Below are 26,122 nucleotides of genomic sequence, written 5' to 3'. Positions count from 1 at the left end.
GTTGATACAATCCGACGGACATAATAGAATAGATGAGTGATTTTGTTGGACTGTATGGATGAAAGGAACTGATTTTACGATGAAAGAAAACTTTTGGCGCGACCTTCCGCGTCCGTTCTTTATACTTGCCCCGATGGAAGATGTGACCGATGTCGTCTTCCGTCATGTCGTCGCCCACGCGGGACGCCCGGACGTCTTCTTCACAGAATTCGCGAACTCGGACAGCTATTGCCATCCGGAAGGAAAAGGTAGCCTACGTGGTCGTTTGACGTTCACTGAGGATGAGCAGCCGATGGTCGCCCACATCTGGGGAGACAATCCGGAATATTTCCGTCAAATGAGTATCGGGATGGCCGAGATGGGCTATAAAGGACTCGATATCAATATGGGTTGCCCGGTCCCGAACGTGGCGAAACGTGGAAAGGGGAGCGGTCTTATTCTCCGTCCGGAAGTTGCGGCTGAGCTCATTCAAGCAGCAAAAGCCGGCGGTCTCCCTGTCAGCGTCAAAACGCGTCTAGGTTTCGCGAAGCTCGATGAGTGGCGTGACTGGTTGACGCATCTCTTGAAACAAGACATCGCCAACTTGTCGATTCACTTGCGCACGCGCAACGAGATGAGTAAAGTCGACGCGCACTGGGAAATGATCCCGGACATCGTGAAGTTGCGGGACGAGATCGCCCCGGATACGCTCATCACCATCAACGGGGACATCCTCGACCGTCAAATGGGACTCGAGCTCGTTGAGAAATACGGGGTCGATGGTGTCATGATCGGTCGCGGGATTTTCAAGAACCCGTTCGCGTTCGAGAAAGAGCCACGCGAGCACTCGATGGAAGAACATCTCGATCTATTGCGTCTGCAACTGGACCTTCAGGATAAATTCCAAGAAGACGTGCCGCGTTCGATTTCGAACTTGCACCGTTTCTTCAAGATTTATGTCAAAGGATTCCGTGGGGCGAGCGAGCTCCGTCATAACTTGATGGAAACGAAATCGACGGATGAGGTACGGGCGCTACTTGATGCATTTGTCGAGAAATATCATGAAGAAGAGGCAGCACTCGCTGAGGCGGTCTTGACAGTCGAATAGTTTTTTGAAGGGGGTCAGTTCTTACTGGGTCCCTTTTTTATATGAAAAATAGTAGATGGCGATGAAACGTTTAATCTGGCTGATTCGTATGTAATGAGTGGAAAGAAGAGGAGGGGTGAAGGTGAGCGAATGGCGCGAATCAGCAGTCGGGCTTGGACTTGTATTTGGCACGGTTAGCGGAATCGTCATCTCTTTATTAGTTGATTTTCCGTTTATATACGGTATTGTCATCGGTTCAATCATCGGATATGTGATTGGCCTTTTCATATCCATTCGTGCGATCAAACGATAGCGACCCATTACTAAAAAGAGGGGGCTTTGACATGAGTGAATTCCAATTTATTGTGAGCGATCACCCACTAAAAGAAGTTGAAAATCCATATGGCGAGTTCTTATCCATCAACGAGGCCATCCAAAAAGGCTTCGAGTTGCCTGACATTCTGACAGACGTTGAGGACCTCGACCGTGATGAAAAGATTTTGATGAACGTCGAGTCGGAAGAGCAACTTGACGAGATTGAGATTAAACATAGTCTCTATTATGCCGTGGAGAACGTCGAGGCGTATTCTTCAAAACCGCACGTAGTTAGAGTTGCGTTGGCGTTATTCCGATGCGAGAGCCGAACAGCTCGTCGAGTATATAACCGACCACTTGAAGACGGCGGAGGAAGTCGAGATTTGGAAAGTATGGGTCGATGAACAGACCGAGCCGAAAGTTCAATCCATCAAGCTCGACGAATTGACGATTGATGCATTACGATTCTTAGGTGAAGTCGGATTCGTACGACCGGAGTGCCTTCGAGTTACAACATCCTAATCCGCGTGCAAATAACGTATTGTCCTCCCTGACGAGATTTCTCGTTAGGGATTTTTGATTTCTCACCTCACTTGAATAAAGACTGCTATATTATGGGGAGAAGAGTCAGGAGGGAATACCATGCATATTCTAATCGTAGAAGACGACCGGACGATAGCCTCCGGTCTCCAATATTCACTCGAACAAGAACAATTTAGAACAACGTTATGCCAAAACGTGGCTGACGCGACGCTTATGATTGAACAACAGTTACATACAATTGATTTATGCCTCTTTGATTTGTCACTGCCAGATGGGAGTGGATATGACTTATGTCGGCTCGTGAAGCAACAACAAGACATCCCTGTCATCTTTCTGACGGCATTCGATGATGAAGTGAATGTGGTGATGGGACTCGATATAGGAGCGGACGACTACATCACGAAACCGTTCCGTGTCCGAGAACTCGTTTCACGAATTCACTCGGTACTTCGTCGATACAATAAAAACGTACGCTCGCCTCTGTTGACGATTGGTCCAGTTGAAATCAATACGCAAGATGCAAAAGTAAAAAAGAATGGGGACGAAATTTTGTTGACAGCGCTCGAGTATCGTTTGTTGCTCATCTTTGGGAGGCATACAGGGCAAGTGTTGTCACGGGCCCAACTACTCGATCAGATTTGGGATGTGGGTGGGGAATTCGTGAACGATAATACGTTGACCGTTTATATTAAGCGACTCCGCGAGAAACTAGAGGATGATCCACAACACCCGATGCTTATTACGACTGTGCGTGGAATCGGATACAAGGTGGGGCGTTAATATGTTGCGAAACCAAGAAATAAGAATATACTTGTTCACTTGTCTATTTTTCATTGGAATAGCTGTAGGTATTGCCGTCTTATTCATGTCCATAGAGGCGGCCGTTCTGGTCGTCCTATTAGCAATCATACTTTTCGGCGTTACGTATCGTTTCACGGCATGGCGTTATCGAGAAATCGAGCAGCTCTCGGGATATCTTCAAGAAATCAGTAATGGCAACTATACATTGGATGTCCGTGATAATCGCGAAGGGGAGCTCAGTTTGTTAAAGAGCCAACTCTACAAAGTGACGAAAATGCTATCTGAACAAGGCGCGCATCTTGAAGAAGATAAACAGAAGTTAACGGATGCGATCTCCGATATCTCCCATCAATTGAAGACACCGCTCACCTCGATGACCGTCATGGCAGATCTCCTCAGTGACCCTCGTCTATCCGAGGAAAAGCGTCAAGAATTCACCCATAACGTACAAGTACAACTTGAACGAATGGAGTGGCTCTTGTCTTCTCTCCTCAAACTATCAAAAATTGATGCCGGGACAATACATTTCAAGCGCGAATTGGTATCCGTCCCTGCGCTCATTGAAGCCGTAGCGGAACCGATGCTCGTACCGATTGATATTAAAATGCAACGACTCCATGTTCAAGGCGAAAAAGATGTTACATTCGAGGGTGATTTGAAGTGGACGACGGAGGCACTCATCAACATCTTAAAAAATTGCGTGGAGCATACGCCGGAACAGGGCGATGTATTCATCGAGTTTAGTGAAAATACGCTGTATACAGAAATTGTGATTCGTGACACGGGGATTGGCGTCGCAAAACAAGACCTCCCGTACATTTTCCAAAGGTTTTATAAAGGTGTAAATGCGAGCGAAGAAAGTGTCGGGATTGGGCTTGCCATGGCACACAGTATCATTATGAGCCAGGAAGGTGAGTTGACTGTTCGAAGCGAACCTGGGGTCGGAACGAATTTTCATATTCGCTTTTATAAAGCAGTTGTCTGACCGCTAAGTGACGAAATCGTCACTTTCGAGTCACAGACGAGTCACACTCACTCGGTACACTCGAAGTAGATCAAGTACTGGAGGGTGCAAACATGAACATATTAGAAGTACAAAACTTATCGAAAGTATACGGCAAGGACGAGATGGAGGTCAGAGCGCTCGATGACGTCTCGTTCACGGTGAAGAAAGGTGAATTTGTCTGTATCGTCGGGCCTTCGGGTTCGGGGAAATCGACATTGTTGCATTTACTTGGTGGTGTCGATGTGCCGACGAGTGGACAGGTGTTGATTGATCAAACAGACATTTATGCATTGGACGAGACGCAGCTTGCCATTTTCCGTCGTCGACAAATCGGTTTGATTTATCAGTTTTATAACTTGATTCCGATTTTAACGGTCGAAGAGAACATCACGTTACCGATGCTATTAGATGAACAAAAAGTGGATATCGCTCACTTGGAACGCATCATCGGTATCTTGGGCTTGTCAAACCGATTGACCCATTTACCAAATCAATTATCGGGAGGGCAACAACAGCGCGTTTCCATCGGTCGGGCATTGATTAGTAATCCAGCTATTATCTTAGCCGACGAGCCGACAGGAAACTTGGATAGTCAAAATAGTGAAGAAATCATGAGCCTGTTAAAACTGTTCAATAAGAAATTCAATCAAACGCTCATCATCATTACCCATGACGAGCGAATTGCCTTACAGGCGGATCGTATCATTTCGATTGAAGATGGCAAGATTGCGAAGAATGAGGTCGTCCGCGCATGAACATCATCAATAAAATGACACTTCGGCATTTGCGCGAGAACAAACGACGCTCGCTTGTTACAATCATCGGAGTCATCATCTCAGTATCGATGATTACAGCTGTCACAACGCTCGGATCTTCTTTTTTGGATTTGATGATTCGTCAAGACATCGCAGATAATGGAGAATGGCATGTTCAGTATCTAGATACAAACGAAAAGCAAGTCGAAGCTATTCGGAATGATGCGAACACGAAGGCTGTCATCCTTTCAAATGATGGGTATGCTCAACTAGAAGAGTCACAAAATGCTTACAAACCATACTTATATGTTCGAAACTATAACACATCCGGATTGAAGAGTTTTCCGATTGACTTGACTGAGGGGCGTCTACCGGAAAAAGAAGGTGAAGTCGTCATTTCAGAAGGGATTCGCCAAAATGCCCTCGTCACCTATAACATCGGTGATGAATTGACACTTGAGATTGGAGAGCGGATTGATCCGTCATCAGGTCACGTGTTGACACAAAATGATGGTTTGATCCGAGAAGATGAGACGATTCTTGAACAATTAAACGTTGAGGATACGGTGACATTGACGGTTGTTGGAACGATGGCTCGACCTGAATGGGAACCGACTTGGTCGCCAGGGTATACAGTCGTCGGATTCATCGATGATCAAGAATTGAATGGAGCAAGAGTCGATACGTTCGTCGCCTTGAACGATGTAGACAACTCGATTTATTCGGAAGCGAAACAGTTGATGACCGAACAGAACATAGAACGTGTCGCCTATAATTCCTCGTTGCTTCGTTATTATGGAGTGACAAATGACGATGGCTTGCGTAAAACGCTATATGGATTTGGTGGAATCATCATGGCGGTCATTGTGATCGGTTCGATTTCTCTAATCTATAACGCATTCGCCATCAGTGTGTCGGAGCGTTCTCGTTACCTCGGAATGTTGGCAAGTGTCGGGGCTACGAAGCGACAAAAGCGAAACTCGGTCTATTTTGAAGGGGTGGTCATTGGTGGGATTAGCATTCCACTCGGTATCCTGGCGGGGATTACGGGTATTGCGTTCACATTCCTATTCATCAATGCATTTGCCGAAAAAGCGTTAAACGTGACGGAGAAGTTTGAAGTTGTCGTCACACCGATTACTTTACTATTAACTCTCTTCATTTCGAGCGTAACCATTTTCATTTCCTGCTATCTTCCGGCGCGTCGAGCCTCAAAGATTTCTGCGATTGACGCCATTCGTCAAACGCAAGATGTACGATTGACGTCAAAACAAGTGAAGACGTCAAAACTAGTTCGTCGTCTTTTCGGTTTAGAAGCAGAGATTGGGTTGAAGAATACGAAGCGCAACCGTAAACGGTATCTGGTTACCGTCTTCTCGCTCGTCATCAGTATCGCCCTGTTTTTAGTGGTCAGTTACTTCACTGATCGTCTCGAACAGTCCCTTGACATGTCTCAAGCAGACTATGATTTCGATATTCTTGTGAATGGTTCAACGCTTGATCAAAATGATTTACGACGTTATGAATCGTTAGATCATGTGACGAACGGAACATACTTTGAAAATGCAACGGTCCAAACGATGGTCAGCAAATCTCAATTACCGAGTGCAATTATCGAGAACGAGAATTTGGCATCAACGTTTGTTGACGGAAAATTTATGTACTACGTATCCCTCTATCAATTAGATGATGAAAGTTTCAATGCGTACTTGAAACAAATCGGAGCGCCTGTCAGTCGTTTTGAAGACGGGGACCTACCAGGAGCCGTCTTGATTGATGAGATCTCGTATCAAGACATGGATCAGAAAAAATTCATCACTTCAGAGACGGTCGAAGCAGAAATCGGTGATACGTTTGAATTGAGGGACGAGAATGCAACGGGCGACACGGCACCGCTTAAAACGATTCAAGTTGGCGCTATGACAGATATCGCCCCGACCGGTGTGATGACAGGTTCTCTTGGATGGCTAGATGTGATAGTACGAGAAGGGACGTTTGAAGAAGACGCAATCGGGGATTTGATGAAACAATCGAGTCCGTCAATCGCGTTGAATACAGACGATCCCGAGGACACACAACAAGTGATTGAAGCGGAACAGAATTTGGATTTGTATGTCTTTAACGTATCGGAACAACGGGAACAACAAGAACAGATGTTGTTACTTTTATCAATATTTGTGTACGGGTTTATCGTGCTAATTTCGCTAATCTCGATTGCGAACATTTTTAATACGATTTCAACGAGCGTCTCACTTCGTCGTCGTGAGTTTGCGATGCTTCGTTCGGTTGGGATGACTCCGAAAGGATTCAATAAGATGGTGTACTATGAAAGCATTTTTTATGGGGTGAAAGCCCTTGCGTATGGGATTCCCATCAGTCTTCTCATCATGTACCTCATCTATCGAGCGCAAATCAATACGTTTGATGCTCCGTTTACCTTGCCGTGGAATAGCATTTTGTTTGTCGTCATCATGATTTTCATGATTGTGGGTGCCTCGATGCTATATTCCGTTTCAAAAATAAAGAAAGATAACATTATCGACCGATTGAAACAAGAAAATGATTAAGTAGATTATTGAAAAATTCATGACAAACCATGAAGTACAAAACAAGGGGCTCAGTACATATTGAGTCCCTTTTTTATGATGTCATGACAAACAAAACACGATTACCAAAACTATACGAAGAACGACCAAAATAAAAATATTATGTCACAGCTCTTGTTAATTAACCAAAAATAGGATATTTTTGATATATCGGATGACGATATAACGAAGAACGATACAAAGGAGCGGGATACGTGACACAACAGTCAAGTACAGGCGCATTAACCGAGGCGGTTTATTATATATTATTATCTCTGCAAGTCCCGAGGCATGGGTATGGGATGATGCAATTCGTTCAAGAATTGAGCAATGGGCGGGTTCAACTCGCGCCAGGTACATTATACGGCGCCCTCAGTAGTCTAGTAGAGAGAGGTTGGATTCGGGCGCTTGAAGGTACGGGGCGGAAGAAAGAGTATGAGATCACGGCAACTGGTCGAGAGGCACTTCGGTCGGAATTAAGGCGACTAGAAGAACTGGTGCAGCACGGACATGAATGGACGAAGGAGTTGGATACATGAAGACGAAAACGGTCTATCGCATATTTGTTGATTATGAGAAGGAAGAGAAGTGGCTCAATGAGATGGCTCAAACCGGTTGGGCGCTCGAATCCTTTCGTTTGATGCGATATGTGTTCAAACAAGTTGAACCTGGGACGTTCACCTACCGAATCGAATTGTTGTCCAACTTACCTTCTCACCCCGAGTCGAAGGCGTATATGGCATTCTTAGATGAAGTTGGAGTCGAAGTGGTCGATACGTCGTATCGGTGGATCTTTTTACGAAAACGAACGAGTGACGGACCGTTCCAATTGTATTCGGATTTTGATTCGATGATTCAGCGGGAGAAACGAATCATCCAACTGTATGGCGCAGTGGGACTCGCCAATTTTGTTGTGGTGGTAGCGAATCTTTCCAATCCATATGCGCAATGGACCATCCTATTGAACATAGCTGTCGTCGCGATGTTGGCTTATGCGGTCCAACATCATACTCGGAAAGTCAGGGCACTAAAAGGTCTCAAAGCGATTGGAGAGATGAAGTCGTCAGATTGAGCTCATAGGTTAGGAGGAGCAAGATGGATTCACCAGAATGGAAAGACTGTATCATTTGTTTTGGATTGATTGCGGGGACGACACTCGGTGTAATTCTCTCGTTCTTCTTCCATATTCAATTGACATATGGGATTGCGAGCGGGGCGATGATTGGCTACATTGGCGGGCTTGCCGTATCGATTTGGAAGCAATGATGAATCAGGATAACATTCCTCGTCTCGATGACGAGGCTTTTTTGATAGATTGTGACCGATGATATGAGGTTGGGATCTATAGTTATAGAGGGGTTATTACGAAGGGGGGTAACTGGATGGATGACCAGGTCATCATCGATTGGTACTGGGAACGATCGGAGTATGCGATTGTCGCGACGAAGAAGAAATACGGAAGCTATTGTCATCGTGTTTCTTATAATATTCTACAGAATCGCGAAGACACAGAGGAGTGTTTGAACGATTTATATATGAAAGCGTGGGAGTCGATCCCGCCGACACGTCCGCTTCGACTCGGAGCGTATTTGACGAAGATCGTGCGAAATCTCGCACTACAGCGTTATAAGAAGAATCATGCAAAAAAACGTGGCGGTGGGGAAGTACCGCTCGTCTATGAAGAACTAGAACATGTCCTTACGGAATCGATGAAAGACGAAGACCTCGTCGACGTGTTGAATGAATTTCTAGCAGACCTACCTCGACTGACAAGGGTGATGTTCATGCAACGTTATTTCTATTTACACTCGATTCAAGAAATTGCAACGACACATCAGCTCGGGGAGAGCCATGTCAAAATGACCTTGAAGCGCACGCGGGATGCGTTACAGCGAGCGCTTGAAGCAGAAGGGGTTCGCGTATGAAAAGTGAGCAGACCCTTCGACTACTCGGGGAAGTCGATGACCGATATATAGAGGAATCGATGATGATAGAGCGAAAACCTTATCAACGACTGAAATGGGGAGCAGGACTCCTCATCGCTGTCGCTTCGGGATTCATGCTCTTCACATCGAATGTCTGGAACGAACGAATCCCGCTATCCACGGATTCCACTGCGAATTCCGTTCACATTGTCGATCAATCAAAAGTAAAACCAGATATTTCCGAGGAAAATATGATGGAGATGACAGAGGATGAACTATTCTCAAAATGGGATCCGGTCGTGGTCAGAGGAACGGTCACGGATATTCGGCATATCGAGATTGATTTCAACGGAGAGACAGAATATCAGTCTCTTATCAAGATACACGTATCCAATGTGTATCGTGGGGATGTGCAAGTCGGGCAAGATTTGATTGTTCGTGCTGATGCCATCAAGGAAACCGGACAGACAACAGATGCGTCCGTTATCTCGCACGTGAAACAAGGCATGGAAGGGATTTTCATGCCGATTCCATACGATGACGAGTTTGTCTGGGAACAAAATGAAGCGACGCTTCGACTGAAAGACATTGCCGATTACGGTTTTCCGGATGGGGAACGTTATCTGTTTTTAGTTACGCCAAACGGATTGTTGTTCGAGCGGGATGCTTACCCGTCCTTACAAGGTTTGGACTCACTCGATGAAGTAGAGCACTGGATGATGACGCGATTTTCAGAATAATGGAGAACTCAAATCGATAAGGGGGAAATGGATATGGAACGGAAGATTACCGTAAAAGGGACAGGGAATGTCTCATCTCGACCGGATTTGATTGTGATTCACATGGACCTTGTCTCGAAAGCGCCACGATACGAAGATACGATGACCGAGGCGACAAGTGCGGTGTCCCATCTTCAAAAAGCCATCACGAGCGCAGGGTTTGACAAGACGGACCTTAAAACGAGTGACTTTTCCATCGATACGGAATATGAGAGCTATCGTGATCGAGATGAGAATTATCGGTCGCGGTTTGTCGGATACGTCTGTAAACAGAAGACGAAGCTCGAATTTGCGCTCGATACGTCCAAACTATCGGACGTCATCGAACAAATCAGTCAATCTCGCGCAAATCCTACACTCTCCATTCGTTTCACGATGAAAGACCCGAATGCGATTGAAGATCAGCTATTAATGAGTGCTGCGGAGAATGCGAAGAAACGAGCAGAACTCCTTGCGAAGGGAGCAGGCGCTGAACTAGGGGACTTGCTTCAAATTGACTACACGTGGGGGGAGATTCACCTGTTTTCGCCTACAAACGTCCTCTATAGTCAGGACGTCGTCTATTCGGAATCACGGATGCCCGAACTCGAACCAGATGACATTGACGTCAGTGATTCGGCGACATTCGTCTGGAGTCTCAAATGAGGCGACTGATTTTCATGATGCTCGTTTCACTCTCGATTGCGCTGCCCGCATCTGCCCTTTCCTGGGCCTATACGTTTGTCGTGTTCGACCGAAACGCATATGAAGTGCTCGACACAACAATCGAAGAGGATGCATTCGGTGACGTGATCGGTGAAGTGGAGACAGTGGTCAATGATGAGACGGGACGTTACTACGGGAATGCTTCGAACGGATATCCGATTGGGACGGTGTACCGTGAAGTCGACGGGGAGTCTGTGGAAGACGTCATTGCGGTCGAGGACGGTTCGGAATGGAAGCGAGCGGAGTATCGATTCGAAGCACCGTACCATACACGTGATTTTATCACCTTCTTCGGCTATTTGCTGCTCGGGATGGGCATCATCATGATAAGTTGGTCGTTCTTCAAGCGAAGTTCGCTGTACAAAAAAGAAGCATGAACGAACGTGGAAATGGGAACGGGAATAAAGAAAGGTTCGACAAAGGGGGATTTATCATGAAGATCTTGATTATTTTTGACTCACTATATGGTCATACTGAAAAGATTGCCCATGCGATGCAGGAAGAACTGTCAAAAGACCATGAGGCACGTATGGAACATGTATTGAATATTGGATTAGGCGACTTGGCACATATCGACCTGGTCATCATCGGCTCACCGACACATGGGGGATACGAAACGGAAGACATTAAAGTATTTTTGGACGGAATTTCGGACAATGCGTTACGAGGGAAACGGACGGCTGCCTTTGACACGAGTGTCGTCAAAGAGAAACAGAATCCGATACTTGGTAAAATCATTGATTGGTTCGGTCATGCGGTCAATCGGGTCGAAGGGGAAATGATTGAAAAAGGGGCGACGGCTGTCCAAAAAGAGTCGTTCTTCGTCGACGGGACGACGGAGATGTTGAAGGAAGGCGAACTCGAACGCGCGAAAGCGTGGGCGCATGAGTTGGTCGGATAATACACGAAACGCATTCTGATAACAGAGTGCGTTTTTTAGTTGAATCGGACGAGGAAAAGAGAAAAGCGGGTAAATATACAGTATTCAACTCTTCAGAGAGGAAGCTGGTTGTGATGAAAAAAATGGAACGAGATGTATTGGTCGGTTGGATTGTCGTCGTGCTTGTCCTCTTGATGCATTTTCTGATCACCGTGTCTCTCGGCAACTCGTACTTTGCTGAAAGTTCGTTGAATCGAATGTTGTGGCTTTCGAGTTTTCCGGCATTCTTAATCGCATTCGTCGCAGCCTTCTTCCAAAAAACGAACACCGTCTTCCTAGCGGTTCGTCGTGGGCTACTGTGGACCATCGAGTTGATGGTCGCCTTCACCATTTTCGCTTGGGTGTTCCGTTCTTTCGAAGGACTGTATGCGAACGCTGGTCTCTACTGGTTGTTCGGTGCCGTCTTAATTGGACCGATCTTTTATATGATGGCGTTCCGACGTCAACATTCGAAACGAATCCGCACCCCTTGATTGAAACGCTTCCTCTCAAAGGAGGCGTTTTTAGATTGCCTCAGGATGGGAAAGGATAGAGAGAAGAGAGATTGGAGGAAAGTGCGATGAGCCAGTATTTTTCATCATCTTACGAAGAGTCGCGAGAGAAGTTTTTGAACTTACTGTCTGAAGTGAAACGATTTTATCCGAAAGCGGAGCTGTTGACACACTCGATTGGGGATGAGAGTATCGACGTCATTTTAGGAGAACCGAAACGAGAACGAAAAGCGATGATTCTCATGACGATCGGGGAACATGGGATTGAAGGGTATGCGGGCGCCGCGGTGACCCATCAATTTGTACAAACGCAACTCGCGCATGTCCGTCATGAGACGACGGGGATTTGTCTCATACATGCAGTGAATCCATGGGGGATGAAACACTTTCGACGTGTCAATGAACACAATGTCGATTTGAACAGAAATTACGTCATTGATCGTGAGTCGGTCCCATATAACGTGAACCGTGAATATGAGCTGATGCGCCATCTCTTCGTACCGGATGGAGTAATTGACGACTACCATGAGGCGCGTGAACAGATCTATTCATTTCTCGGCTCTGGAATTAAGCTTGATGGCTTCAAAGCGATGAGTGGAGCAAAAGGGATGGGGCAATATCAATTCCCGAAAGGTGTGTATTACGGGGGAGAAGAAGACGAACCGTCTGCCATCTTTTTAAAAGGGATTCAACATGATTTACTTGAGCGCTACGGAAAAGTCGTCCATCTCGATTGGCATACCGCACTCGGACCGACGAACGAGGTCACGATGGTCATCAGCAAACGGGACGGTCGCACGGAAGATGAGTTAAAACAAGCGTACGGTCTAGACAACGTCAACGTGTATGACCCGGACGAGGTACTCGGAGATTCGACGAATCATTTTTACTACGTGCGCGATACGGAATACCCGGACAAGGGTCTCGTTTCTGCCTTATTTGAATTCGGTACGTTTGGGACGTCGACAAAAGCATCCATCCGTGAATTTTTAACGATTATTTTAGAGAACCGGCTGTACTTTGAAGGGACAAAGGACCCTGAGGCACGAAACGGTATTCAAAACGAATTCATGGCGATGTTCTATCCGGAAAACGCGGATTGGCGAGAAGCTGTTTTACGAGAAGGAGCGAAAGCCGTTGAAGGTTATCTAAAAGGTGAAGCGCTCTGGCGCGACACATAAGAGGGTTTCTCGAAGTCGGAATAGGGAATAATGAGGTTGTGAGTGTTTTCGCTAAATAATGACTGTGGAGGTTGGATGATGGGATATATTACAGCACATGACGGTACAAATCTATACGTAGAGGATGTCGGGTCTGGGGAACCGATTGTCTTCTTGCACGGTTGGCCAGCAAACAACAATATGTTCGAGTATCAGAAGAATGCGCTCGTCGAAGCGGGATATCGCTACATCGGCATTGATTTCAGAGGATACGGGAAATCTGATGCCCCGGCGACAGGTTATGACTATGAGACAATGGCGTCTGATGTGCATATGGTCGTCTACGGACTCGGCTTAAAAAACTTCACGCTCGTCGGTTTTTCAATGGGTGGGGCGATTGCAGTTCGCTACGCAGCCGACTATAAAGAGGATGGACTCAACAAATTGGTCTTGGCCGGAGCCGCGGCACCAATCTTCACACAGCGTGCAGATTATCCATATGGAATGACAATGGACGAAGTCGACGCGTTGATTGACGATACACGGGTCGACCGACCGAAGATGCTCGAAGGGTTCGGAGAAATCTTCTTCGAGAAAGAACATTCGAAACCGATGCAAAACTGGTTCCACCATCTCGCGCTCGTCGCGTCGAGCCATGGGACGATTGCCTCGGCACAGGCGTTGCGTGACGAAGATTTGCGAGATGCCCTGCCGAAAATTGATGTCGAGACGTTGATCATCCATGGGGTGCATGACAAGATCTGTCCTTTCGCATTCGCCGAGCAGATGGAGCAAGGCATCTCGAACGCGCGAATCGAGCGCTTTGAAGAGAGTGGACACGGTACGGTGCTGGATGAACGAGAGAAATTTAACGATACGTTGTTGCAGTTTGTTCAATAATCGATGGCCCCCGAATCGGGGGCTTTTTGTATGTCGATAAGGGTAAGAACCAACGAAAACGGGTATAATTCAATTGGAGTTCCCTTCCATTTTTTGAATCACTGAAACGTCGCTGTGACTAGAGTCACGATGTTTTTTTGTGTTGTTTTGGAGAAAGGGGGATGAAACTAGATTAGAACATGGATTTAGTTCAACCTGTCCTACCATTCATGGTACAATAGCGGGGTGGATTAACAGATTGAGGAGAGATTTAAATGAATATCGCTTTCTTTTTATATCCGAAAGAAGACGTCAAATATTTGGACCCCGAATCAACGGTACGACAAGCACTTGAAAAGATGAAGCATCATCGATTCACGTCTGTCCCACTCGTTTCGGAGAACGGATTTTACGCCGGAACGATGACAGAGGGGGATTTACTCTGGGCACTCGCAGAACAGCTTCGCGGGGAAGAAGACTATGAAAAAGTGCTCCGGACACGTCTAAAAGACATCAAGCAACGCGTTCGCTATAAGCCGGTCTCGATTACGGCACAAATTGAAGAGCTCGTCGATGCGATCACGGACCAAAACTTCGTGCCGGTCGTCGATGATGGAAAGTATTTCATCGGCATCATCCGACGCCGTGACATCATCGAGTATTACTCGACAAAGTTGAAACAATTGGAAGATAAAGTGAACTAAGACAGTAAACCAATCTGAAAAAATCAGGTTGGTTTTTGTATGTATGAATACAAACAGTAGGGAGGAAAGCTATCGATGGAAGCACGAGTCATTGAATCGATTGAGTTATGGTTTCAAGAAGCAGGGTCTGAGGAAGCAGTGAACTTTATTGATTTCATGCTGTTTTTAAACGAGTCCGCCTACTCTTTACTCCATCGCGACACGCTACATGGAATCTTGACGTATCATGTCCGATATGAAGACGGTACCTCTCAGTCTGTTTCATACGACAAAGATGAGTGGATTGACTATAAACGGAATGAATGGCAAACAGGTATGAATGGCGGTGAGTGGATATGGTGGCTTGTCGAACGGTGGCGTTTTGTTGTGGAGTGGCGCAACGGTCGGGACTTCCGGACGGGTAACATACTCGAGGAAAACGACTATGGAATAGTTCCTTACGGTAAAATTCAAGACCTCGACATCCTACTATATTCAATTATTGAAAATGATACGCTTAACACAAAAGCATTAATCAAAAAGGGATATTACCATGACCCGCTGTTAAATGAGTGGATTGCAATTCCAAATTCAACGGATTGCCTACGACCACTCGTATTGGCCTTCTGTTATGACGAAGGAATCATCAAAGCACCCCGAACCATCAAACAGATTGATGTGACTTTTATCGATTTGAAGACAGGAAAGGTACAATCGCTTGCGAATGCACTTGAAACATATGAGAAGCCGGCAAATCTCGATTTAGATGATATGGAGTATCGCGATGACATGTTTTATCGTGATACGTCAATTCAAGGGACGATTCGTTATGAAGTAACGTATAAGGACGGAAGAGTCCAATATGTCGAACATGACAAATCAGAAATATTTATGGACTGGGATATGGCAATCATCGATTGGTTTTTTCATCACTGGGAAAATCTGTACGAAGCTTATGCCGAAAAATCGTTTCCATCAGGTCGGCCGTTACAACGTTTTGAATCAAAATTTGATTACTGGAAAGCCATGCTATCTCCTGAAGAATGGGAAGAGTTTATTCATTCAACAGATCCCTTCGACCAGCGACTTTTAACGGATTGGGAACCACATGATGAGATTCAAGATGCAAAAGTGCAGTTTGAGATGATGTTTCATCAAGCAGCGGAGCTCTACCTTGAGGATTTGCGTCACGGATTCTATGAAGATCAACTGTTAGAAGAGCGGATTGACGTCAAAAGCTCGTTCGATGCTGTAATTGCGCTATACAATGAAATTCGTGAAGCCGAGCGAAAAGGACGACTTTAAAAAGCATCTCAATCTTTATCCATTTAGATTGCTGGATACATATAAAAAGAGGTGTGAATGTATGAACTCTTATACTATTCAATCCATAAGTTTATGGTTTCGTCGTCATGGCGCCCATGAAGATGAAAATGTGATGGACTTATGAATCAATCGGTCTCGTGAAGGGATTGAAACGCGGTTCGGAGCATGTCCTCATGATATGAGTGAATCAAGTGACGAACAATTTATGATGAATCATTATTGTAATTTTATGGAGATCAAGACTGAATTAGAAGAATGTTATTATTTTGATGGGCAACTTAAACGGTGGATAAACGTAAAGGGTTGATATAAAACAATACAAGCCTTTGCGAAAACGATGTCATCTGCATAGAATTTAGTATGAAAATGCCTGAAAAAGATAGCGAATCTTACAATTAGGTAATCAGTAAATCTAGCGTGCGCAATAAAACAAGCCAGAACCGACTTACGGTTCTGGCTTGTTTTACGTTTCTTGTCGTTTTGTTTTTAAGAATGGAAGAGGAGCAATCATCGCGATGAAGTAAATCAAAGTGATGACGAGTAAGAGAATGATTGCCGGCAAGTACGGTGCTATTAGTGGAATGATGAGTAGGAGTGCGAGAAACGCAAGTCGCTTCCACGATACATTGAAAAATAAACGGTTGAAGTAAATGACACCATATCCAAATAGGACAATGGCGACATACAACGTGGTCCGATGTGCCAAATCGAGCGTTTGCATCGGGTCATGTATGATTGCAATCTTCACAACGGCGAGTAAGATGATGCCGAGGAACATCGAAAGGTGCGACCAATAAAACCCGGCTTTGGCTGTCTGATCTCGTTTATCTGTATACATGTCATAAAATTGAGTTTCTCGGTCTTCATCGTCTTTCACATAGGAATACCAGAGGAGAACAGTCAACATGAGCGCAAGGATCATCGTCAAGACAACATCGGACGTCAAATCCTCATCAATGGCGGCTCGTCCAGTCGATGCGATCGTTTCGCCAAGGGCGATGACTAAAATTAGGTAATGACGCTCAAGGAAATGCCAAGATGCGACTTCGAATTGCCCCCTGTTCTTTTGAACGAGAGGTCCCAATACCGCCACAATCGCAACAATCCCCCATACAATCAGGCGCACGTTCCCCTCAAACAGTGAAGCGATAAGGATGATGATGCTAAATGAGACGTTATACGGGACGATGGCGAGCATCGCCTTTTTTGTGTCGTCATTGCTATGCAGTAAGAAAAGAGTTGAATGAACGGCGACAATCACTAAAAAGCCAAGTCCGAATATAAAGCCGTCTTCCTCATATGCTTTTGGGATGGCGACAGAAATCAACATGAATCCAATCATACCGAGTGTCATAAAAATTTGATGGTTCCTTCTTGTCAGTTTAGTCGTATTCGTCAACCAAATATAGCCCTCGAAGATGTACCAAATAAGGGCCATGAGGATGAGAACCTCTAAAAATGTATGAACGCTAAGGTGATGTTCTAGCTTTAACGTGAGTTGGATGAAGGTAAAAACAAAAACTAAATCAAAGAATAGTTCAATCTTTTCTACCTTTTCATGATGAGAGGGCATGAGAGGACTCCTTTTCATAGATTCATTTATATTTACCCGTCCATTTCACAAAAAACCCTTCATTTCGAAAATGAAGGGCAAACCTCAATCAAGAGGTGGAAAATGTGGAAGTACATATTCACCTAATTCATCGATGACTTCTTCGGCTGGACGTTCTCCGTCGAAGAGGGCGAAGAAGAGGTGGTTCACGCCGATGGCACGATATGCTTCAAGCAACTTGATCAAGTGATTGCGGCCGATTCGGAATCCGAGACGAATCGGTGTCGGTGGCTCGTCTGGGTCGTGCGTCAAATCAAGATGCATGGGCATCGAGAAGGGACGGAAGGCACGACCATGCGCTTTACCACTTGCGCGCCACGCGTCGAGCACTTGCTGTTGTGCGAAAGGTGCCTGCGGGTAGTACATCCACCCGTCTCCGTTCGCCCCAAGCCAGTCCATGTCTTGTTGTGCGAACCCGGTGATCATCGTCGGGATCCGCTTCTTCGGACGTGGCACGAGCGTTGCCTGTTCGACCTCCCCATAAGGTGATTCAATAGTTGGGTAGTTGTTATAGAGCGCCTGCTCCATGACACGAAGCGATTCTTTGAACTGGTCGCCACGTGTCTGGTGATCGACTCCGAGCCCTTTGAAATCGGCACGACGGTCACCTGAAGAGATTCCGAGAATCAATCGTTCTGGGAACAATGCTTCAATCGTTGCGACTTCCTTCGCCGAACGAAGGGGGTGACGGAGTGGCAAGACGAGTGCAGACGTACCGAGCGCGATGTTTTTCGTTTGACCGAGTAAATGTGTTCCGTAGATCAGCATGTCGTAAATTTGACCGACAGCCGGGTCTAAAAAGTTCGGGTCTTTTAGTAGGACATCCCGTAACCAAAGAGCCGTGAAGCCGTAATCGTCTGCCTTTTGGGCGAGCTCGACTTGACGCTCGAGGGTCGGGGTACGCATTTTAAAATTCTCTAAAGGGATGTGGAGGCCGAGCGTGAGCTCGCCCTCCCGGTACATCCGGTTGTAGCTTTTATGATTGTTGAACATAAGCGCCTCCTTAGTTTGCTTCCAAACGACGTGAAATAGCTGTCAAGATGACGGCGATGATGACCATGATGCCACCGACCCAAGGGGTATGCACAAGTCCGATTGAATCGGCGACGAGTCCACCGATTGTTGCGCCGAGGGCAATCCCGATGTTGAAGGCCGCGATGTTGAGTGCGGATGCGACATCGACAGCGGCAGGTACATATTTTTCAGCCAATTGCACGATATACAGTTGAAGTCCAGGCACGTTCATGAAGGCGAGGAGTCCCATCAAGACGATGGCAATCAAACCTGCCACTTTGAACGGAATCATGAACGACATGATGATCATGACCGCTGCGTGAACGATGAACATATAGAACAATGCTTTCGCTGGATTTTCGTTGGCGAGCTTTCCACCGATCGCGTTCCCGATAGCGACTGCGATTCCGTAAACGAGTAAGACGACACTGGTCAAGCTCGGGCTGATCTGTGTCACGTCTTGCATGATGGGTGTCAAGTACGTGAAGGCGACGAACGTTCCACCGTAACCGAGTGCTGTAATCAAGAATCCGAGCATGAGACGACCGTTTGTGAGCAGTTTCTTCATATCTGAGAACTTCGCTGGGGGTGACTGTTTCAAATCTTTTGGAATCAAGAAGAAACTTGCGATGATTGAAATGACACCGAGTGCTGCGACGGCGAAGAATGTGGCGCGCCATCCGAACGCTTGTCCGATGAAAGTACCGAGTGGGACTCCTGTAACGGTTGCGACAGTTAAACCAGTGAACATGAGTGCGATGGCACTCGCTTTTTTATGCGGTGGTACGAGTTGAACAGCAATCGTTGCCCCGATGGAGAAGAAGACACCATGCGAGAATGCGGTGATAAATCGGGCGACAATCAAAAGTTCAAAGGTGGTCGACATGGCCGAGACCAAGTTTCCGCCGATGAAGACGACCATGAGTGCCATGAGTAACGTCTTGCGGTTCATTCGATTCGTCAGTGCCGTCAAAATCGGTGCACCGACGGCTACGCCGATCGCGTAACCCGAGATAATGAGACCCGCGAGTGTGATGCCGATGTTTAAATCACTTGCGATCGATGCGAGAAGACCGACCGGGACGAACTCGGTCGTTCCGATGCCGAAAGCGCTGATCGCGAGGGCAAGTAATGCCAACCCTCCATTTTTAGGTGCCTGTTCTTCGACAGATTGTGTGTACGGTTGATTCATGAGTAGTTCCTCCTAAAATAAATGAATAGTGTGGAAGACGAGGGCCCTTCGTCTCCGGATAGCAAAGACATCTCACTTTCCTCTATTGTTCAGTACGGTCGAAAAAGTACCTTACCGTCTCAAGGGGATGTTACAAGCGAAATGAACTTGTATAGATTTGCTACAGTTGCTATCATAAGTGCATGAAAACAGTTTGAGAAGTACGTACTTTTTAGTGCGGTAGGCACCAAAAAGTGCCTATGTAAGAAATGGAGGAAACGAAATGCCATATAATATTCCGGTCGAAGCGACACTTGACGTCATCGGCGGTAAGTGGAAAGTCGTCATCATGTGTCACTTGATTAAAGGGGAGCGACGGACGAGTGAACTGCGTAAACTCATGCCGAACATCACGCAAAAAATGCTCACCCAACAATTGCGTGAGCTCGAAGCGGATGGTGTCGTCGTTCGTACGGTGTTCGAGCAAGTTCCGCCGAAAGTCATTTACTCACTCTCTGAGTATGGATGGTCACTCAAGCCAATCTTGGACGCCATGTGCGCCTGGGGCGAGTGCCATATCGATCAGTCCGGTGAAGAGGTCATTTCATAACCATCACGGTCGTCCAATACGGACGACCGTTTTTCGTAGTGACAAGTCGGGTACAGGGACAGAGACAAGGAGGGAATTAGGATGGACGTGAAAACTTTTTTGTTTACAGATGACGGCTCCATTCCCAACCATCCGGATTATCCGGCGCTCCTCTATCGTGGCGTCTTTGATGACCCGAGCGGGATGCGAGAGACGTTTGCCCATAATGAATGGACGAACAGTTGGGTGAACGGGGTGTTCGACTATCATCACTATCACAGCAACACGCATGAAGTATTGGGCATATTACAAGGTGAAGCGACGCTTCAACTCGGAGGGACGAACGGTGACCTCGTCCGCGTCCGCCTAGGTGATGTCCTCGTCTTACCGGCGGGAACGGGACATCGTCGCATCGAGGCGAGCGACGATTTTCAAGTGGTCGGGGCATACCCGGACGGTCGTGACTATGACACGTTGACAGGAAAGACGGAAGAACGACCGGACAACGTAAAGCGAATCGAACAAGTCGAAAAACCGAAGTTTGACCCCGTCTTCGGGACGACGGGTCCACTACATGAAGCATGGACAAAGGAGGAAACGTTATGAATCAACGACTACCACATTCTTTATTACTTGCAGCTTTGAAGCAAAACGTCGTCAAATTGAAAGACGGGCGCGAGATGCGCGCACTCGGACAAGGTACATGGCGCATGGGGGAAGACAAATCGAAGCATGATGCCGAGGTTGAGGCGCTTCGGACAGGAATCGACTGCGGACTCCATGTCATCGACACGGCGGAAATGTATGGGGAAGGGGAGTCTGAGAAGTTGGTAGGGGAAGCAATCCAAGACCGACGCGAAGATGTCTTTCTCGTCTCGAAAGTGTATCCATACAATGCGTATGGCGACAAACTCGTCAGCGCATGTGATGCGTCGCTCGAACGACTCGGGACGGACTACCTGGATCTTTACTTACTCCATTGGCGAGGCGATGCCCCGCTCGAGGAGACGATTCAAGGGATGGAACAGCTTAAAGCGGACGGAAAGATTCGGGCATGGGGAGTCTCGAACTTCGACGTGGACGATATGAAGGAATTGCTGTCGCTACCGAATGGAGACAAGTGCGCGGTCAATCAAGTGCTCTATCATCTTGGCAGTCGCGGGATTGAGTACGACCTCCTTCCTTATCTAAAAGAACAAGGGATTCCTGTCATGGCATACGCTCCACTCGCTGAAGGAAGTGACGTGAAAGAAGAGGTCTTCAATAACGAAACGATCAATCGGATTGCGGAGTCGTATAGTGCCTCAGTCGCGCAAGTCTTACTTGCTTGGACGATCCGGAGCGGACACGTCATCGCCATCCCGAAAGCCGGGCAGGCCGAGCATGTCGAGGAGAATGCGGCAGCGCTCTTGCTCGACATGAGTGAGGAGGATTTTGCTGCGCTCGATGAGGCGTTCCCGCCACCGACAACGAAACAACCGTTAGATGTCATTTAAAACGATAAAGGACTGGCAATTTTGCCAGTCCTTTTGCATGTTCACGTTGATTAAATATCGATTTCTGAAAAGATGAATTGTGTTTTTGTTTGAGCATATGGAATCACTTCATCGATAAAAGATTCAGCTGCAGAAAAAGACGAGAATTGCATTTTGATGAGATAACAGACGTCACCCGATATGCGATAGCAAAATGAAACATTCGGTTTTTGTTTTAAATAATGAATGAACGCTTCATATTGGCCATTCTTCACTGTTGCCTCGATGATACATTGAATTGGAAGACCTAGCTTTTCGTGATCAAGTACAAGCGAGTATTGTTTGATGACTCCAAATGATTCTAGTCGTCGAACCCGCTCGCTAACAGAAGGAGCGGAAAGATTGATACGTCGTCCAAGTTCGCTCATGGAAAGACGACTGTCGTGCTCTAATTCATGGATGAGTTTGTAATCAATTTCATCGATTTTTAGCATGACACGTATTTTGCCTCATTTCGTTATTTATTGAATGTTCATAGGTACATATTGATTGTGGATGAAATGGAGTTGAATGGATAGACCTTTTATCATATAAGTACAGGAGGTGAAGGAAATGCCAAGAATTAAGTTAGCGGAGCATGGAAGAACAAAGTTTGAACGTTTACTTGGTCATAATATCGAAATTCAAGGAAATTGGTCAAAATTAGGGGAGTCATTGAATAATGCGGGTCAACTTTCTCCCACATTGAAAGAACAAGTCCGTCGAACACTTGCGCAACGAAATGGATGTGAATATTGTCGAGCAAAAGGAAAGCCAGATCAAATTCAATTCGATGAACAAACAGCGGTTGCCGTAGGTTTTGCGGAAGTTTTCTTAAAAATGAAAGGAGAAATTCCATCTTCTATCATTGAGGTGTTAAAAGAAACATTCACGGAGGCGGAAATTAGTGAATTGTGTGCCTTTATTACGTTTATGACAGCATCCCAATATGTAGGGGCGATGTTAGGGTTAGAAGCGGAAATTTGACATATACATATCAATTTCTCCTCTCTTTTTTAGGGAATAAAAAGATTGATTTGCCTTTCATACTTCAGTACGAAGTGAACCCAAATGAAAAGACCACCGGAAGCTTCCGATGGTCTTACTTATCAGTTCGCGAGCGGATGTTTCAAGAGATAGTCTTCGATTTGATCAATCGTTTCTTTCAACACACCGTCTGCGAATGGCGATTTGAGACCTGCCAGTTCGACGAGTTCGAGGAACGAACGGCTTCCGCCTGCCTGACAGAGCGTGAGGTAATCGCTCCATGCCGCTTCGCGGTCTTCATGCATGCGCACCCAGAACTGGAATGCACATACTTGTGCGAGCGTGTAGTCGATATAGTAGAACGGGCTTTGGAAGATGTGACCTTGTTGGTGCCACCATGCGCCCGATTCGAGATAGTCGTTCGTCTCGTAATCACGGTGCGGGAGATAGACCTTCTCCAAATCGCGCCACGCCTGACGACGCTCGGCTGCTGTCATCTCAGGGTTGCGGTAGACGACGTGTTGGAACTCATCGACGAGAACGCCATACGGAAGGAACGTCATGCTACCTGCCAAGTGATTGAACTTATACTTGTCGACTTGGTCGCCGAAGAATAGCTCCATCCATGGCCAACAGAAGAATTCCATCGACATCGAGTGGATCTCACACGCCTCATAAGTCGGGAAGGCGTATTCCGGTGTCGTCAAATGACGGCTTTCATACACTTGGAAGGCATGACCGACTTCGTGCGTGAGAACATCGATGTCGCCTGCCGTCCCGTTGAAGTTCGAGAAGATGAACGGAAGTCCTTCAGACGGTAAGTACGTGCAGTATCCGCCGCCAGATTTCCCTGGTTTCGCCGTCAAGTCGAGGGCGCCGCGTTCCTGCATGTACTGGAAGAACTCGTCCGTCTCATTTGAGAGTTCACGATACATTTTGTTTCCGCCTTCGATGATGAACGACTCATCGCCTTGCGGTGTCGCGTTTCCGTCTGGGAAGACGAACGACTCGTCATAGTAATAGAGGTGGTCGACACCGATTCGTTTCGCCTGCTTTTCTTTCAAAGCAGAAGCGAGCGGGACGATGACGTCACGGACTTGTTTCCGGAAGTTGTCGACCATCGACTCGTCATAACCGACACGCTGCATCCGTGCATAACCGAGTTCGACGAACGACGGGAAGCCAAGGGCGTGAGCGATTTCCGTACGGACGCGTACGAGTTCCCCATAAATGCGGTCGAGCTCATCGCCGTTATCAGAAAGGTATGTATAGCGGGCGACAGATGCGGCTTTTCGGACATCACGGTCTGGTGATTGAAGATATGGGCCGAACTGTGACAAGTTGAGTGTCTTGCCGTCAAACTCGATTTGCGCAGCGGACATGACCTTTTGATAAGCTGTCGCAAGGCGGTTTTCTTCCTGCAGTTTCGGGATGAGTGACTCCTCGAACGTTTCAAGTGCGCGCTCGGCGAGAGAGAACAGTTGGCTGCCCCATTCCGCTTCGAGTTCAGTGCGAAGCTCGTGGTTCGTCAAGACGCGATAGTACGCTTGAATCTCCTTCTCATAGACCGGAAGTGCGTCGTCAAAGAAGGCCTGTTCTTCCTCATAAAACGAATCGCGTGTGTCGACCGAATGTCGGATCGCGACGAGTTGACTTTGTGTCTCAAAGTCGTTCCGTTCTTTGTTGATTTGGCGAATGAGTTCGTTCGCTTCCTCGAGTGTGCTGGCTTGCTGTAATTCGGCAGAATAGTCCGACAATCTGCTGTTTAAAGCGTCCAAGTCGGGCCGTTCATATGACAATTTTGTGAAAGTCGTCATTGTAAGCGCCTCCATCGTGTGAAATTTTTACAAAGTGTAAAAAGGGCTTGCAAAAGCGATTGCACACTCGTATTCTTACGATGTGTAAAACGATTTCGCACTACCTTATTACAACTATACCGTTAATAGGGTAGGGATTGAAGTATTAGCTTTTCGGGTATAAAAGTGAAGACTTCGATTCAATAGAACATGTTGGAGGGATTAAGCTATGGGATTCTTTAAAAAACTTTTTGGTGGTAAAGAAGAACAACTCAACGCGGTTTCACCGCTTACAGGAAAGGTCGTCGACATCACGAACGTACCGGACCAAGTATTCTCACAAAAAATGATGGGTGACGGGATCGCAATCGAGCCGACAGAAGGAAAAGTCGTCTCACCGGTTAGCGGAACAATCGCGACAGTATTCCCAACAAAACACGCGATCGGTATCAACGCGGACAACGGTGCGGAATACTTGATTCACATCGGTTTGGATACGGTAAACCTTAAAGGTGAAGGCTTCGAGACACACGTTACAGAAGGTCAATTTGTCAAAGCAGGCGACCCACTCGTCACGTTCGACCTCGATTTCATCAAAGCGAACGCGCCATCGACGATCACTCCGATCATCATCACGAACCACGACAGCTTCGGCGTGAACAAACTTGTCGCAGAAGGCGACACGGTGACAGCTGGATCTTCGGAAGTCGTCGAGTTGACAAAGAAATAAGAAGACGACCCATGACTCGGGAGCTTAGGCTTCCGAGTATTTTTTTGCGAATGCGGGAATTATAATGAAGAGAGGGAAGGGGGAATTGAGATGGATGGAAAAAATGCACCATACCGGGGATACGGGGATCGGATTCGAATATTACGGGAACGGGCCGGATTGTCGATTGAGACGCTTGCGGAACAGATTGGTGTCGCACCGTACTTTATCCGACGTACCGAACTGAGTGAGGTCTATCCGACCATGCCTTACATAGAGGCGCTCGCAGACGCTTTGCAAATCGACCCGAACTATTTGGCACGCCATATTTGGACGGGCGAGTCGCTCAAAGTCCTCATGCGAGGAAAAGTGCCGGAACTCGAACAGATGAAGCTCGCTTATGAAGAAGCGATGCACGGGAAGTCCGTCGAAGAAATGCAACGGCAACTCGAAGAGCGGATGCGCACCTTTGACTTGATGCACGAAGAAGAGTTACAACGAATCTTCGACCAAGATGAAGAGCCGACGACGCATCATGCACTCGAAGCGCTCGTGGATGCGGTGCTTGATCTCGGACGGTCACATGACACGACGCGTCACATCGTCCCGTTCGCACGCTATGTGGAACGGCTTGTCCCAGACCAATTCGCAGACAACTCATTCCAGTACGCGGAGTATGGTGTCGTGGATAAATCGTATAAATTGCAATGACCGTAGAGCATTCTACGGTTTTTTTGTGCACAAAAAAGTGACCAGGAGAATCCCCTGGTC

At 46.7% G+C, this 26,122-nt stretch carries 31 protein-coding genes; 26 read left to right on the top strand and 5 right to left on the bottom strand.

Annotation, left to right across the window (positions count from 1 at the left end):
• Positions 1-79 precede the first annotated feature (79 nt).
• The 20 genes from F3H97_RS08405 (at position 80) to F3H97_RS08310 (ending at position 15,938) form a co-directional block, all read left to right on the top strand.
• Entirely contained in the window at positions 80-1,087 is a 1,008-nt protein-coding gene (locus tag F3H97_RS08405; protein ID WP_370568563.1) for a tRNA dihydrouridine synthase, read from the top strand.
• Positions 1,088-1,208: 121 nt separating this feature from the next.
• Entirely contained in the window at positions 1,209-1,379 is a 171-nt protein-coding gene (locus F3H97_RS08400) for a hypothetical protein (RefSeq protein ID WP_159562708.1), read from the top strand.
• Positions 1,380-1,410: 31 nt separating this feature from the next.
• Positions 1,411-1,785 carry a hypothetical protein gene (locus F3H97_RS08395; protein WP_196431060.1) on the top strand — a complete coding sequence of 125 codons (375 nt, stop codon included), beginning with the start codon at positions 1,411-1,413 and terminating at the stop codon, positions 1,783-1,785.
• A 238-nt stretch (positions 1,786-2,023) separates the two neighbouring features.
• Positions 2,024-2,704, top strand: a complete 681-nt coding sequence (locus F3H97_RS08390; protein WP_196431059.1) for a response regulator transcription factor — start codon at positions 2,024-2,026, stop codon at positions 2,702-2,704.
• A 1-nt stretch (position 2,705) separates the two neighbouring features.
• On the top strand, positions 2,706-3,710 hold the full coding sequence (locus F3H97_RS08385) for a sensor histidine kinase (RefSeq protein ID WP_196431058.1): 1,005 nt from the start codon (positions 2,706-2,708) through the stop codon (positions 3,708-3,710).
• A 92-nt stretch (positions 3,711-3,802) separates the two neighbouring features.
• Positions 3,803-4,486, top strand: coding sequence for an ABC transporter ATP-binding protein (locus F3H97_RS08380; protein ID WP_074033830.1), 684 nt, complete (start codon positions 3,803-3,805; stop codon positions 4,484-4,486).
• Positions 4,483-7,053, top strand: coding sequence for an ABC transporter permease (locus F3H97_RS08375; protein WP_196431057.1), 2,571 nt, complete (start codon positions 4,483-4,485; stop codon positions 7,051-7,053). The genes F3H97_RS08380 and F3H97_RS08375 overlap by 4 nt, the downstream gene beginning before the upstream one ends.
• 233 nt (positions 7,054-7,286) lie before the next feature.
• Positions 7,287-7,610 (top strand): PadR family transcriptional regulator, encoded by a 324-nt coding sequence (locus F3H97_RS08370; protein WP_196431056.1) that lies wholly within the window; start codon positions 7,287-7,289, stop codon positions 7,608-7,610.
• On the top strand, positions 7,607-8,143 hold the full coding sequence (locus F3H97_RS08365; RefSeq protein WP_196431055.1) for a DUF2812 domain-containing protein: 537 nt from the start codon (positions 7,607-7,609) through the stop codon (positions 8,141-8,143). The genes F3H97_RS08370 and F3H97_RS08365 overlap by 4 nt, the downstream gene beginning before the upstream one ends.
• A gap of 23 nt (positions 8,144-8,166) precedes the next feature.
• The gene (locus F3H97_RS08360) at positions 8,167-8,337 is read left to right on the top strand and encodes a hypothetical protein (RefSeq protein WP_196431054.1); all 171 of its coding nucleotides are present in this window, start codon (positions 8,167-8,169) and stop codon (positions 8,335-8,337) included.
• Between the two features lie 116 nt (positions 8,338-8,453).
• Positions 8,454-8,996 carry an RNA polymerase sigma factor gene (locus F3H97_RS08355; RefSeq protein WP_078147384.1) on the top strand — a complete coding sequence of 181 codons (543 nt, stop codon included), beginning with the start codon at positions 8,454-8,456 and terminating at the stop codon, positions 8,994-8,996.
• Positions 8,993-9,736, top strand: coding sequence for a hypothetical protein (locus F3H97_RS08350; RefSeq protein ID WP_196431053.1), 744 nt, complete (start codon positions 8,993-8,995; stop codon positions 9,734-9,736). Before F3H97_RS08355 ends, F3H97_RS08350 begins: the two co-directional genes overlap by 4 nt.
• A 33-nt stretch (positions 9,737-9,769) precedes the next feature.
• Positions 9,770-10,420, top strand: coding sequence for an SIMPL domain-containing protein (locus tag F3H97_RS08345; protein ID WP_196431052.1), 651 nt, complete (start codon positions 9,770-9,772; stop codon positions 10,418-10,420).
• Entirely contained in the window at positions 10,417-10,857 is a 441-nt protein-coding gene (locus tag F3H97_RS08340; protein WP_196431051.1) for a hypothetical protein, read from the top strand. Before F3H97_RS08345 ends, F3H97_RS08340 begins: the two co-directional genes overlap by 4 nt.
• Before the next feature lie 56 nt (positions 10,858-10,913).
• Entirely contained in the window at positions 10,914-11,381 is a 468-nt protein-coding gene (locus F3H97_RS08335; RefSeq protein WP_196431050.1) for a flavodoxin family protein, read from the top strand.
• Between the two features lie 113 nt (positions 11,382-11,494).
• Positions 11,495-11,893, top strand: a complete 399-nt coding sequence (locus F3H97_RS08330) for a hypothetical protein (RefSeq protein ID WP_196431049.1) — start codon at positions 11,495-11,497, stop codon at positions 11,891-11,893.
• Between the two features lie 86 nt (positions 11,894-11,979).
• The gene (locus F3H97_RS08325; protein WP_196431048.1) at positions 11,980-13,092 is read left to right on the top strand and encodes a M14 family metallopeptidase; all 1,113 of its coding nucleotides are present in this window, start codon (positions 11,980-11,982) and stop codon (positions 13,090-13,092) included.
• 75 nt (positions 13,093-13,167) lie between these two features.
• Positions 13,168-13,971 carry an alpha/beta fold hydrolase gene (locus tag F3H97_RS08320; RefSeq protein WP_196431861.1) on the top strand — a complete coding sequence of 268 codons (804 nt, stop codon included), beginning with the start codon at positions 13,168-13,170 and terminating at the stop codon, positions 13,969-13,971.
• A 254-nt stretch (positions 13,972-14,225) separates the two neighbouring features.
• A complete protein-coding gene (locus F3H97_RS08315) occupies positions 14,226-14,654 on the top strand; it encodes a CBS domain-containing protein (RefSeq protein ID WP_074036155.1) in 429 nt (142 codons plus the stop codon).
• Positions 14,655-14,729: 75 nt separating this feature from the next.
• Positions 14,730-15,938 carry a hypothetical protein gene (locus tag F3H97_RS08310; protein ID WP_196431047.1) on the top strand — a complete coding sequence of 403 codons (1,209 nt, stop codon included), beginning with the start codon at positions 14,730-14,732 and terminating at the stop codon, positions 15,936-15,938.
• Between the two features lie 484 nt (positions 15,939-16,422).
• On the opposite strand, the gene F3H97_RS08305 is transcribed toward F3H97_RS08310, so the two are convergent.
• The 3 genes from F3H97_RS08305 to F3H97_RS08295 form a co-directional block, all read right to left on the bottom strand.
• Complete coding sequence (locus F3H97_RS08305; RefSeq protein ID WP_196431046.1) at positions 16,423-17,532, bottom strand: low temperature requirement protein A; 1,110 nt, start codon at positions 17,530-17,532, stop codon at positions 16,423-16,425.
• Positions 17,533-17,616: 84 nt separating this feature from the next.
• The gene (locus F3H97_RS08300) at positions 17,617-18,564 is read right to left on the bottom strand and encodes an LLM class oxidoreductase (RefSeq protein WP_196431045.1); all 948 of its coding nucleotides are present in this window, start codon (positions 18,562-18,564) and stop codon (positions 17,617-17,619) included.
• Between the two features lie 10 nt (positions 18,565-18,574).
• Positions 18,575-19,777 (bottom strand): MFS transporter, encoded by a 1,203-nt coding sequence (locus F3H97_RS08295; protein WP_196431044.1) that lies wholly within the window; start codon positions 19,775-19,777, stop codon positions 18,575-18,577.
• 262 nt (positions 19,778-20,039) lie between these two features.
• Between F3H97_RS08295 and F3H97_RS08290 the strand changes: the two genes are divergently transcribed.
• The 3 genes from F3H97_RS08290 (at position 20,040) to F3H97_RS08280 (ending at position 21,841) form a co-directional block, all read left to right on the top strand.
• Positions 20,040-20,366 (top strand): winged helix-turn-helix transcriptional regulator, encoded by a 327-nt coding sequence (locus tag F3H97_RS08290; protein ID WP_078147375.1) that lies wholly within the window; start codon positions 20,040-20,042, stop codon positions 20,364-20,366.
• Between the two features lie 81 nt (positions 20,367-20,447).
• Positions 20,448-20,951, top strand: coding sequence for a cupin domain-containing protein (locus F3H97_RS08285; RefSeq protein ID WP_196431043.1), 504 nt, complete (start codon positions 20,448-20,450; stop codon positions 20,949-20,951).
• Entirely contained in the window at positions 20,948-21,841 is an 894-nt protein-coding gene (locus F3H97_RS08280; protein WP_304999661.1) for an aldo/keto reductase, read from the top strand. The genes F3H97_RS08285 and F3H97_RS08280 overlap by 4 nt, the downstream gene beginning before the upstream one ends.
• 50 nt (positions 21,842-21,891) lie before the next feature.
• Here F3H97_RS08280 and F3H97_RS08275 read toward each other — a convergent pair whose 3' ends face one another.
• The gene (locus F3H97_RS08275) at positions 21,892-22,314 is read right to left on the bottom strand and encodes an Lrp/AsnC family transcriptional regulator (protein WP_196431042.1); all 423 of its coding nucleotides are present in this window, start codon (positions 22,312-22,314) and stop codon (positions 21,892-21,894) included.
• Positions 22,315-22,432: 118 nt separating this feature from the next.
• On the opposite strand from F3H97_RS08275, the gene F3H97_RS08270 reads away from it, so the two are divergent.
• Entirely contained in the window at positions 22,433-22,846 is a 414-nt protein-coding gene (locus F3H97_RS08270; RefSeq protein ID WP_196431041.1) for a carboxymuconolactone decarboxylase family protein, read from the top strand.
• Between the two features lie 122 nt (positions 22,847-22,968).
• Here F3H97_RS08270 and F3H97_RS08265 read toward each other — a convergent pair whose 3' ends face one another.
• Complete coding sequence (locus tag F3H97_RS08265; protein WP_031422757.1) at positions 22,969-24,663, bottom strand: M3 family oligoendopeptidase; 1,695 nt, start codon at positions 24,661-24,663, stop codon at positions 22,969-22,971.
• A gap of 208 nt (positions 24,664-24,871) precedes the next feature.
• Between F3H97_RS08265 and F3H97_RS08260 the strand changes: the two genes are divergently transcribed.
• Both F3H97_RS08260 and F3H97_RS08255 read left to right on the top strand, forming a co-directional pair.
• On the top strand, positions 24,872-25,372 hold the full coding sequence (locus F3H97_RS08260) for a PTS sugar transporter subunit IIA (RefSeq protein WP_196431040.1): 501 nt from the start codon (positions 24,872-24,874) through the stop codon (positions 25,370-25,372).
• Positions 25,373-25,462: 90 nt separating this feature from the next.
• Positions 25,463-26,062, top strand: coding sequence for a helix-turn-helix domain-containing protein (locus F3H97_RS08255; protein WP_196431039.1), 600 nt, complete (start codon positions 25,463-25,465; stop codon positions 26,060-26,062).
• The last annotated feature ends 60 nt before the right edge of the window (positions 26,063-26,122 follow it).

It is taken from the genome of Exiguobacterium sp. SRB7LM, from assembly GCF_015712685.1.
GTDB lineage: Bacteria > Bacillota > Bacilli > Exiguobacteriales > Exiguobacteriaceae > Exiguobacterium > Exiguobacterium profundum.
Note: the sequence above shows the minus strand (reverse complement) of the source record. Positions and strands in the feature narration are given on the sequence as shown.

Coding starts and splice junctions, on each gene's coding strand:
- F3H97_RS08320 (WP_196431861.1), top strand. CDS start 13,168: ATGATGGGATATATTACAGCACATGACGGTACAAATCTATACGTAGAG.
- F3H97_RS08365 (WP_196431055.1), top strand. CDS start 7,607: ATGAAGACGAAAACGGTCTATCGCATATTTGTTGATTATGAGAAGGAA.
- F3H97_RS08340 (WP_196431051.1), top strand. CDS start 10,417: ATGAGGCGACTGATTTTCATGATGCTCGTTTCACTCTCGATTGCGCTG.
- F3H97_RS08385 (WP_196431058.1), top strand. CDS start 2,706: ATGTTGCGAAACCAAGAAATAAGAATATACTTGTTCACTTGTCTATTT.
- F3H97_RS08355 (WP_078147384.1), top strand. CDS start 8,454: ATGGATGACCAGGTCATCATCGATTGGTACTGGGAACGATCGGAGTAT.
- F3H97_RS08350 (WP_196431053.1), top strand. CDS start 8,993: ATGAAAAGTGAGCAGACCCTTCGACTACTCGGGGAAGTCGATGACCGA.
- F3H97_RS08330 (WP_196431049.1), top strand. CDS start 11,495: ATGAAAAAAATGGAACGAGATGTATTGGTCGGTTGGATTGTCGTCGTG.
- F3H97_RS08390 (WP_196431059.1), top strand. CDS start 2,024: ATGCATATTCTAATCGTAGAAGACGACCGGACGATAGCCTCCGGTCTC.
- F3H97_RS08280 (WP_304999661.1), top strand. CDS start 20,948: ATGAATCAACGACTACCACATTCTTTATTACTTGCAGCTTTGAAGCAA.
- F3H97_RS08275 (WP_196431042.1), bottom strand. CDS start 22,314: ATGCTAAAAATCGATGAAATTGATTACAAACTCATCCATGAATTAGAG.
- F3H97_RS08405 (WP_370568563.1), top strand. CDS start 80: ATGAAAGAAAACTTTTGGCGCGACCTTCCGCGTCCGTTCTTTATACTT.
- F3H97_RS08265 (WP_031422757.1), bottom strand. CDS start 24,663: ATGACGACTTTCACAAAATTGTCATATGAACGGCCCGACTTGGACGCT.
- F3H97_RS08395 (WP_196431060.1), top strand. CDS start 1,411: ATGAGTGAATTCCAATTTATTGTGAGCGATCACCCACTAAAAGAAGTT.
- F3H97_RS08300 (WP_196431045.1), bottom strand. CDS start 18,564: ATGTTCAACAATCATAAAAGCTACAACCGGATGTACCGGGAGGGCGAG.
- F3H97_RS08260 (WP_196431040.1), top strand. CDS start 24,872: ATGGGATTCTTTAAAAAACTTTTTGGTGGTAAAGAAGAACAACTCAAC.
- F3H97_RS08270 (WP_196431041.1), top strand. CDS start 22,433: ATGCCAAGAATTAAGTTAGCGGAGCATGGAAGAACAAAGTTTGAACGT.
- F3H97_RS08335 (WP_196431050.1), top strand. CDS start 10,914: ATGAAGATCTTGATTATTTTTGACTCACTATATGGTCATACTGAAAAG.
- F3H97_RS08375 (WP_196431057.1), top strand. CDS start 4,483: ATGAACATCATCAATAAAATGACACTTCGGCATTTGCGCGAGAACAAA.
- F3H97_RS08295 (WP_196431044.1), bottom strand. CDS start 19,777: ATGAATCAACCGTACACACAATCTGTCGAAGAACAGGCACCTAAAAAT.
- F3H97_RS08285 (WP_196431043.1), top strand. CDS start 20,448: ATGGACGTGAAAACTTTTTTGTTTACAGATGACGGCTCCATTCCCAAC.
- F3H97_RS08315 (WP_074036155.1), top strand. CDS start 14,226: ATGAATATCGCTTTCTTTTTATATCCGAAAGAAGACGTCAAATATTTG.
- F3H97_RS08290 (WP_078147375.1), top strand. CDS start 20,040: ATGCCATATAATATTCCGGTCGAAGCGACACTTGACGTCATCGGCGGT.
- F3H97_RS08380 (WP_074033830.1), top strand. CDS start 3,803: ATGAACATATTAGAAGTACAAAACTTATCGAAAGTATACGGCAAGGAC.
- F3H97_RS08360 (WP_196431054.1), top strand. CDS start 8,167: ATGGATTCACCAGAATGGAAAGACTGTATCATTTGTTTTGGATTGATT.
- F3H97_RS08255 (WP_196431039.1), top strand. CDS start 25,463: ATGGATGGAAAAAATGCACCATACCGGGGATACGGGGATCGGATTCGA.
- F3H97_RS08310 (WP_196431047.1), top strand. CDS start 14,730: ATGGAAGCACGAGTCATTGAATCGATTGAGTTATGGTTTCAAGAAGCA.
- F3H97_RS08345 (WP_196431052.1), top strand. CDS start 9,770: ATGGAACGGAAGATTACCGTAAAAGGGACAGGGAATGTCTCATCTCGA.
- F3H97_RS08305 (WP_196431046.1), bottom strand. CDS start 17,532: ATGCCCTCTCATCATGAAAAGGTAGAAAAGATTGAACTATTCTTTGAT.
- F3H97_RS08325 (WP_196431048.1), top strand. CDS start 11,980: ATGAGCCAGTATTTTTCATCATCTTACGAAGAGTCGCGAGAGAAGTTT.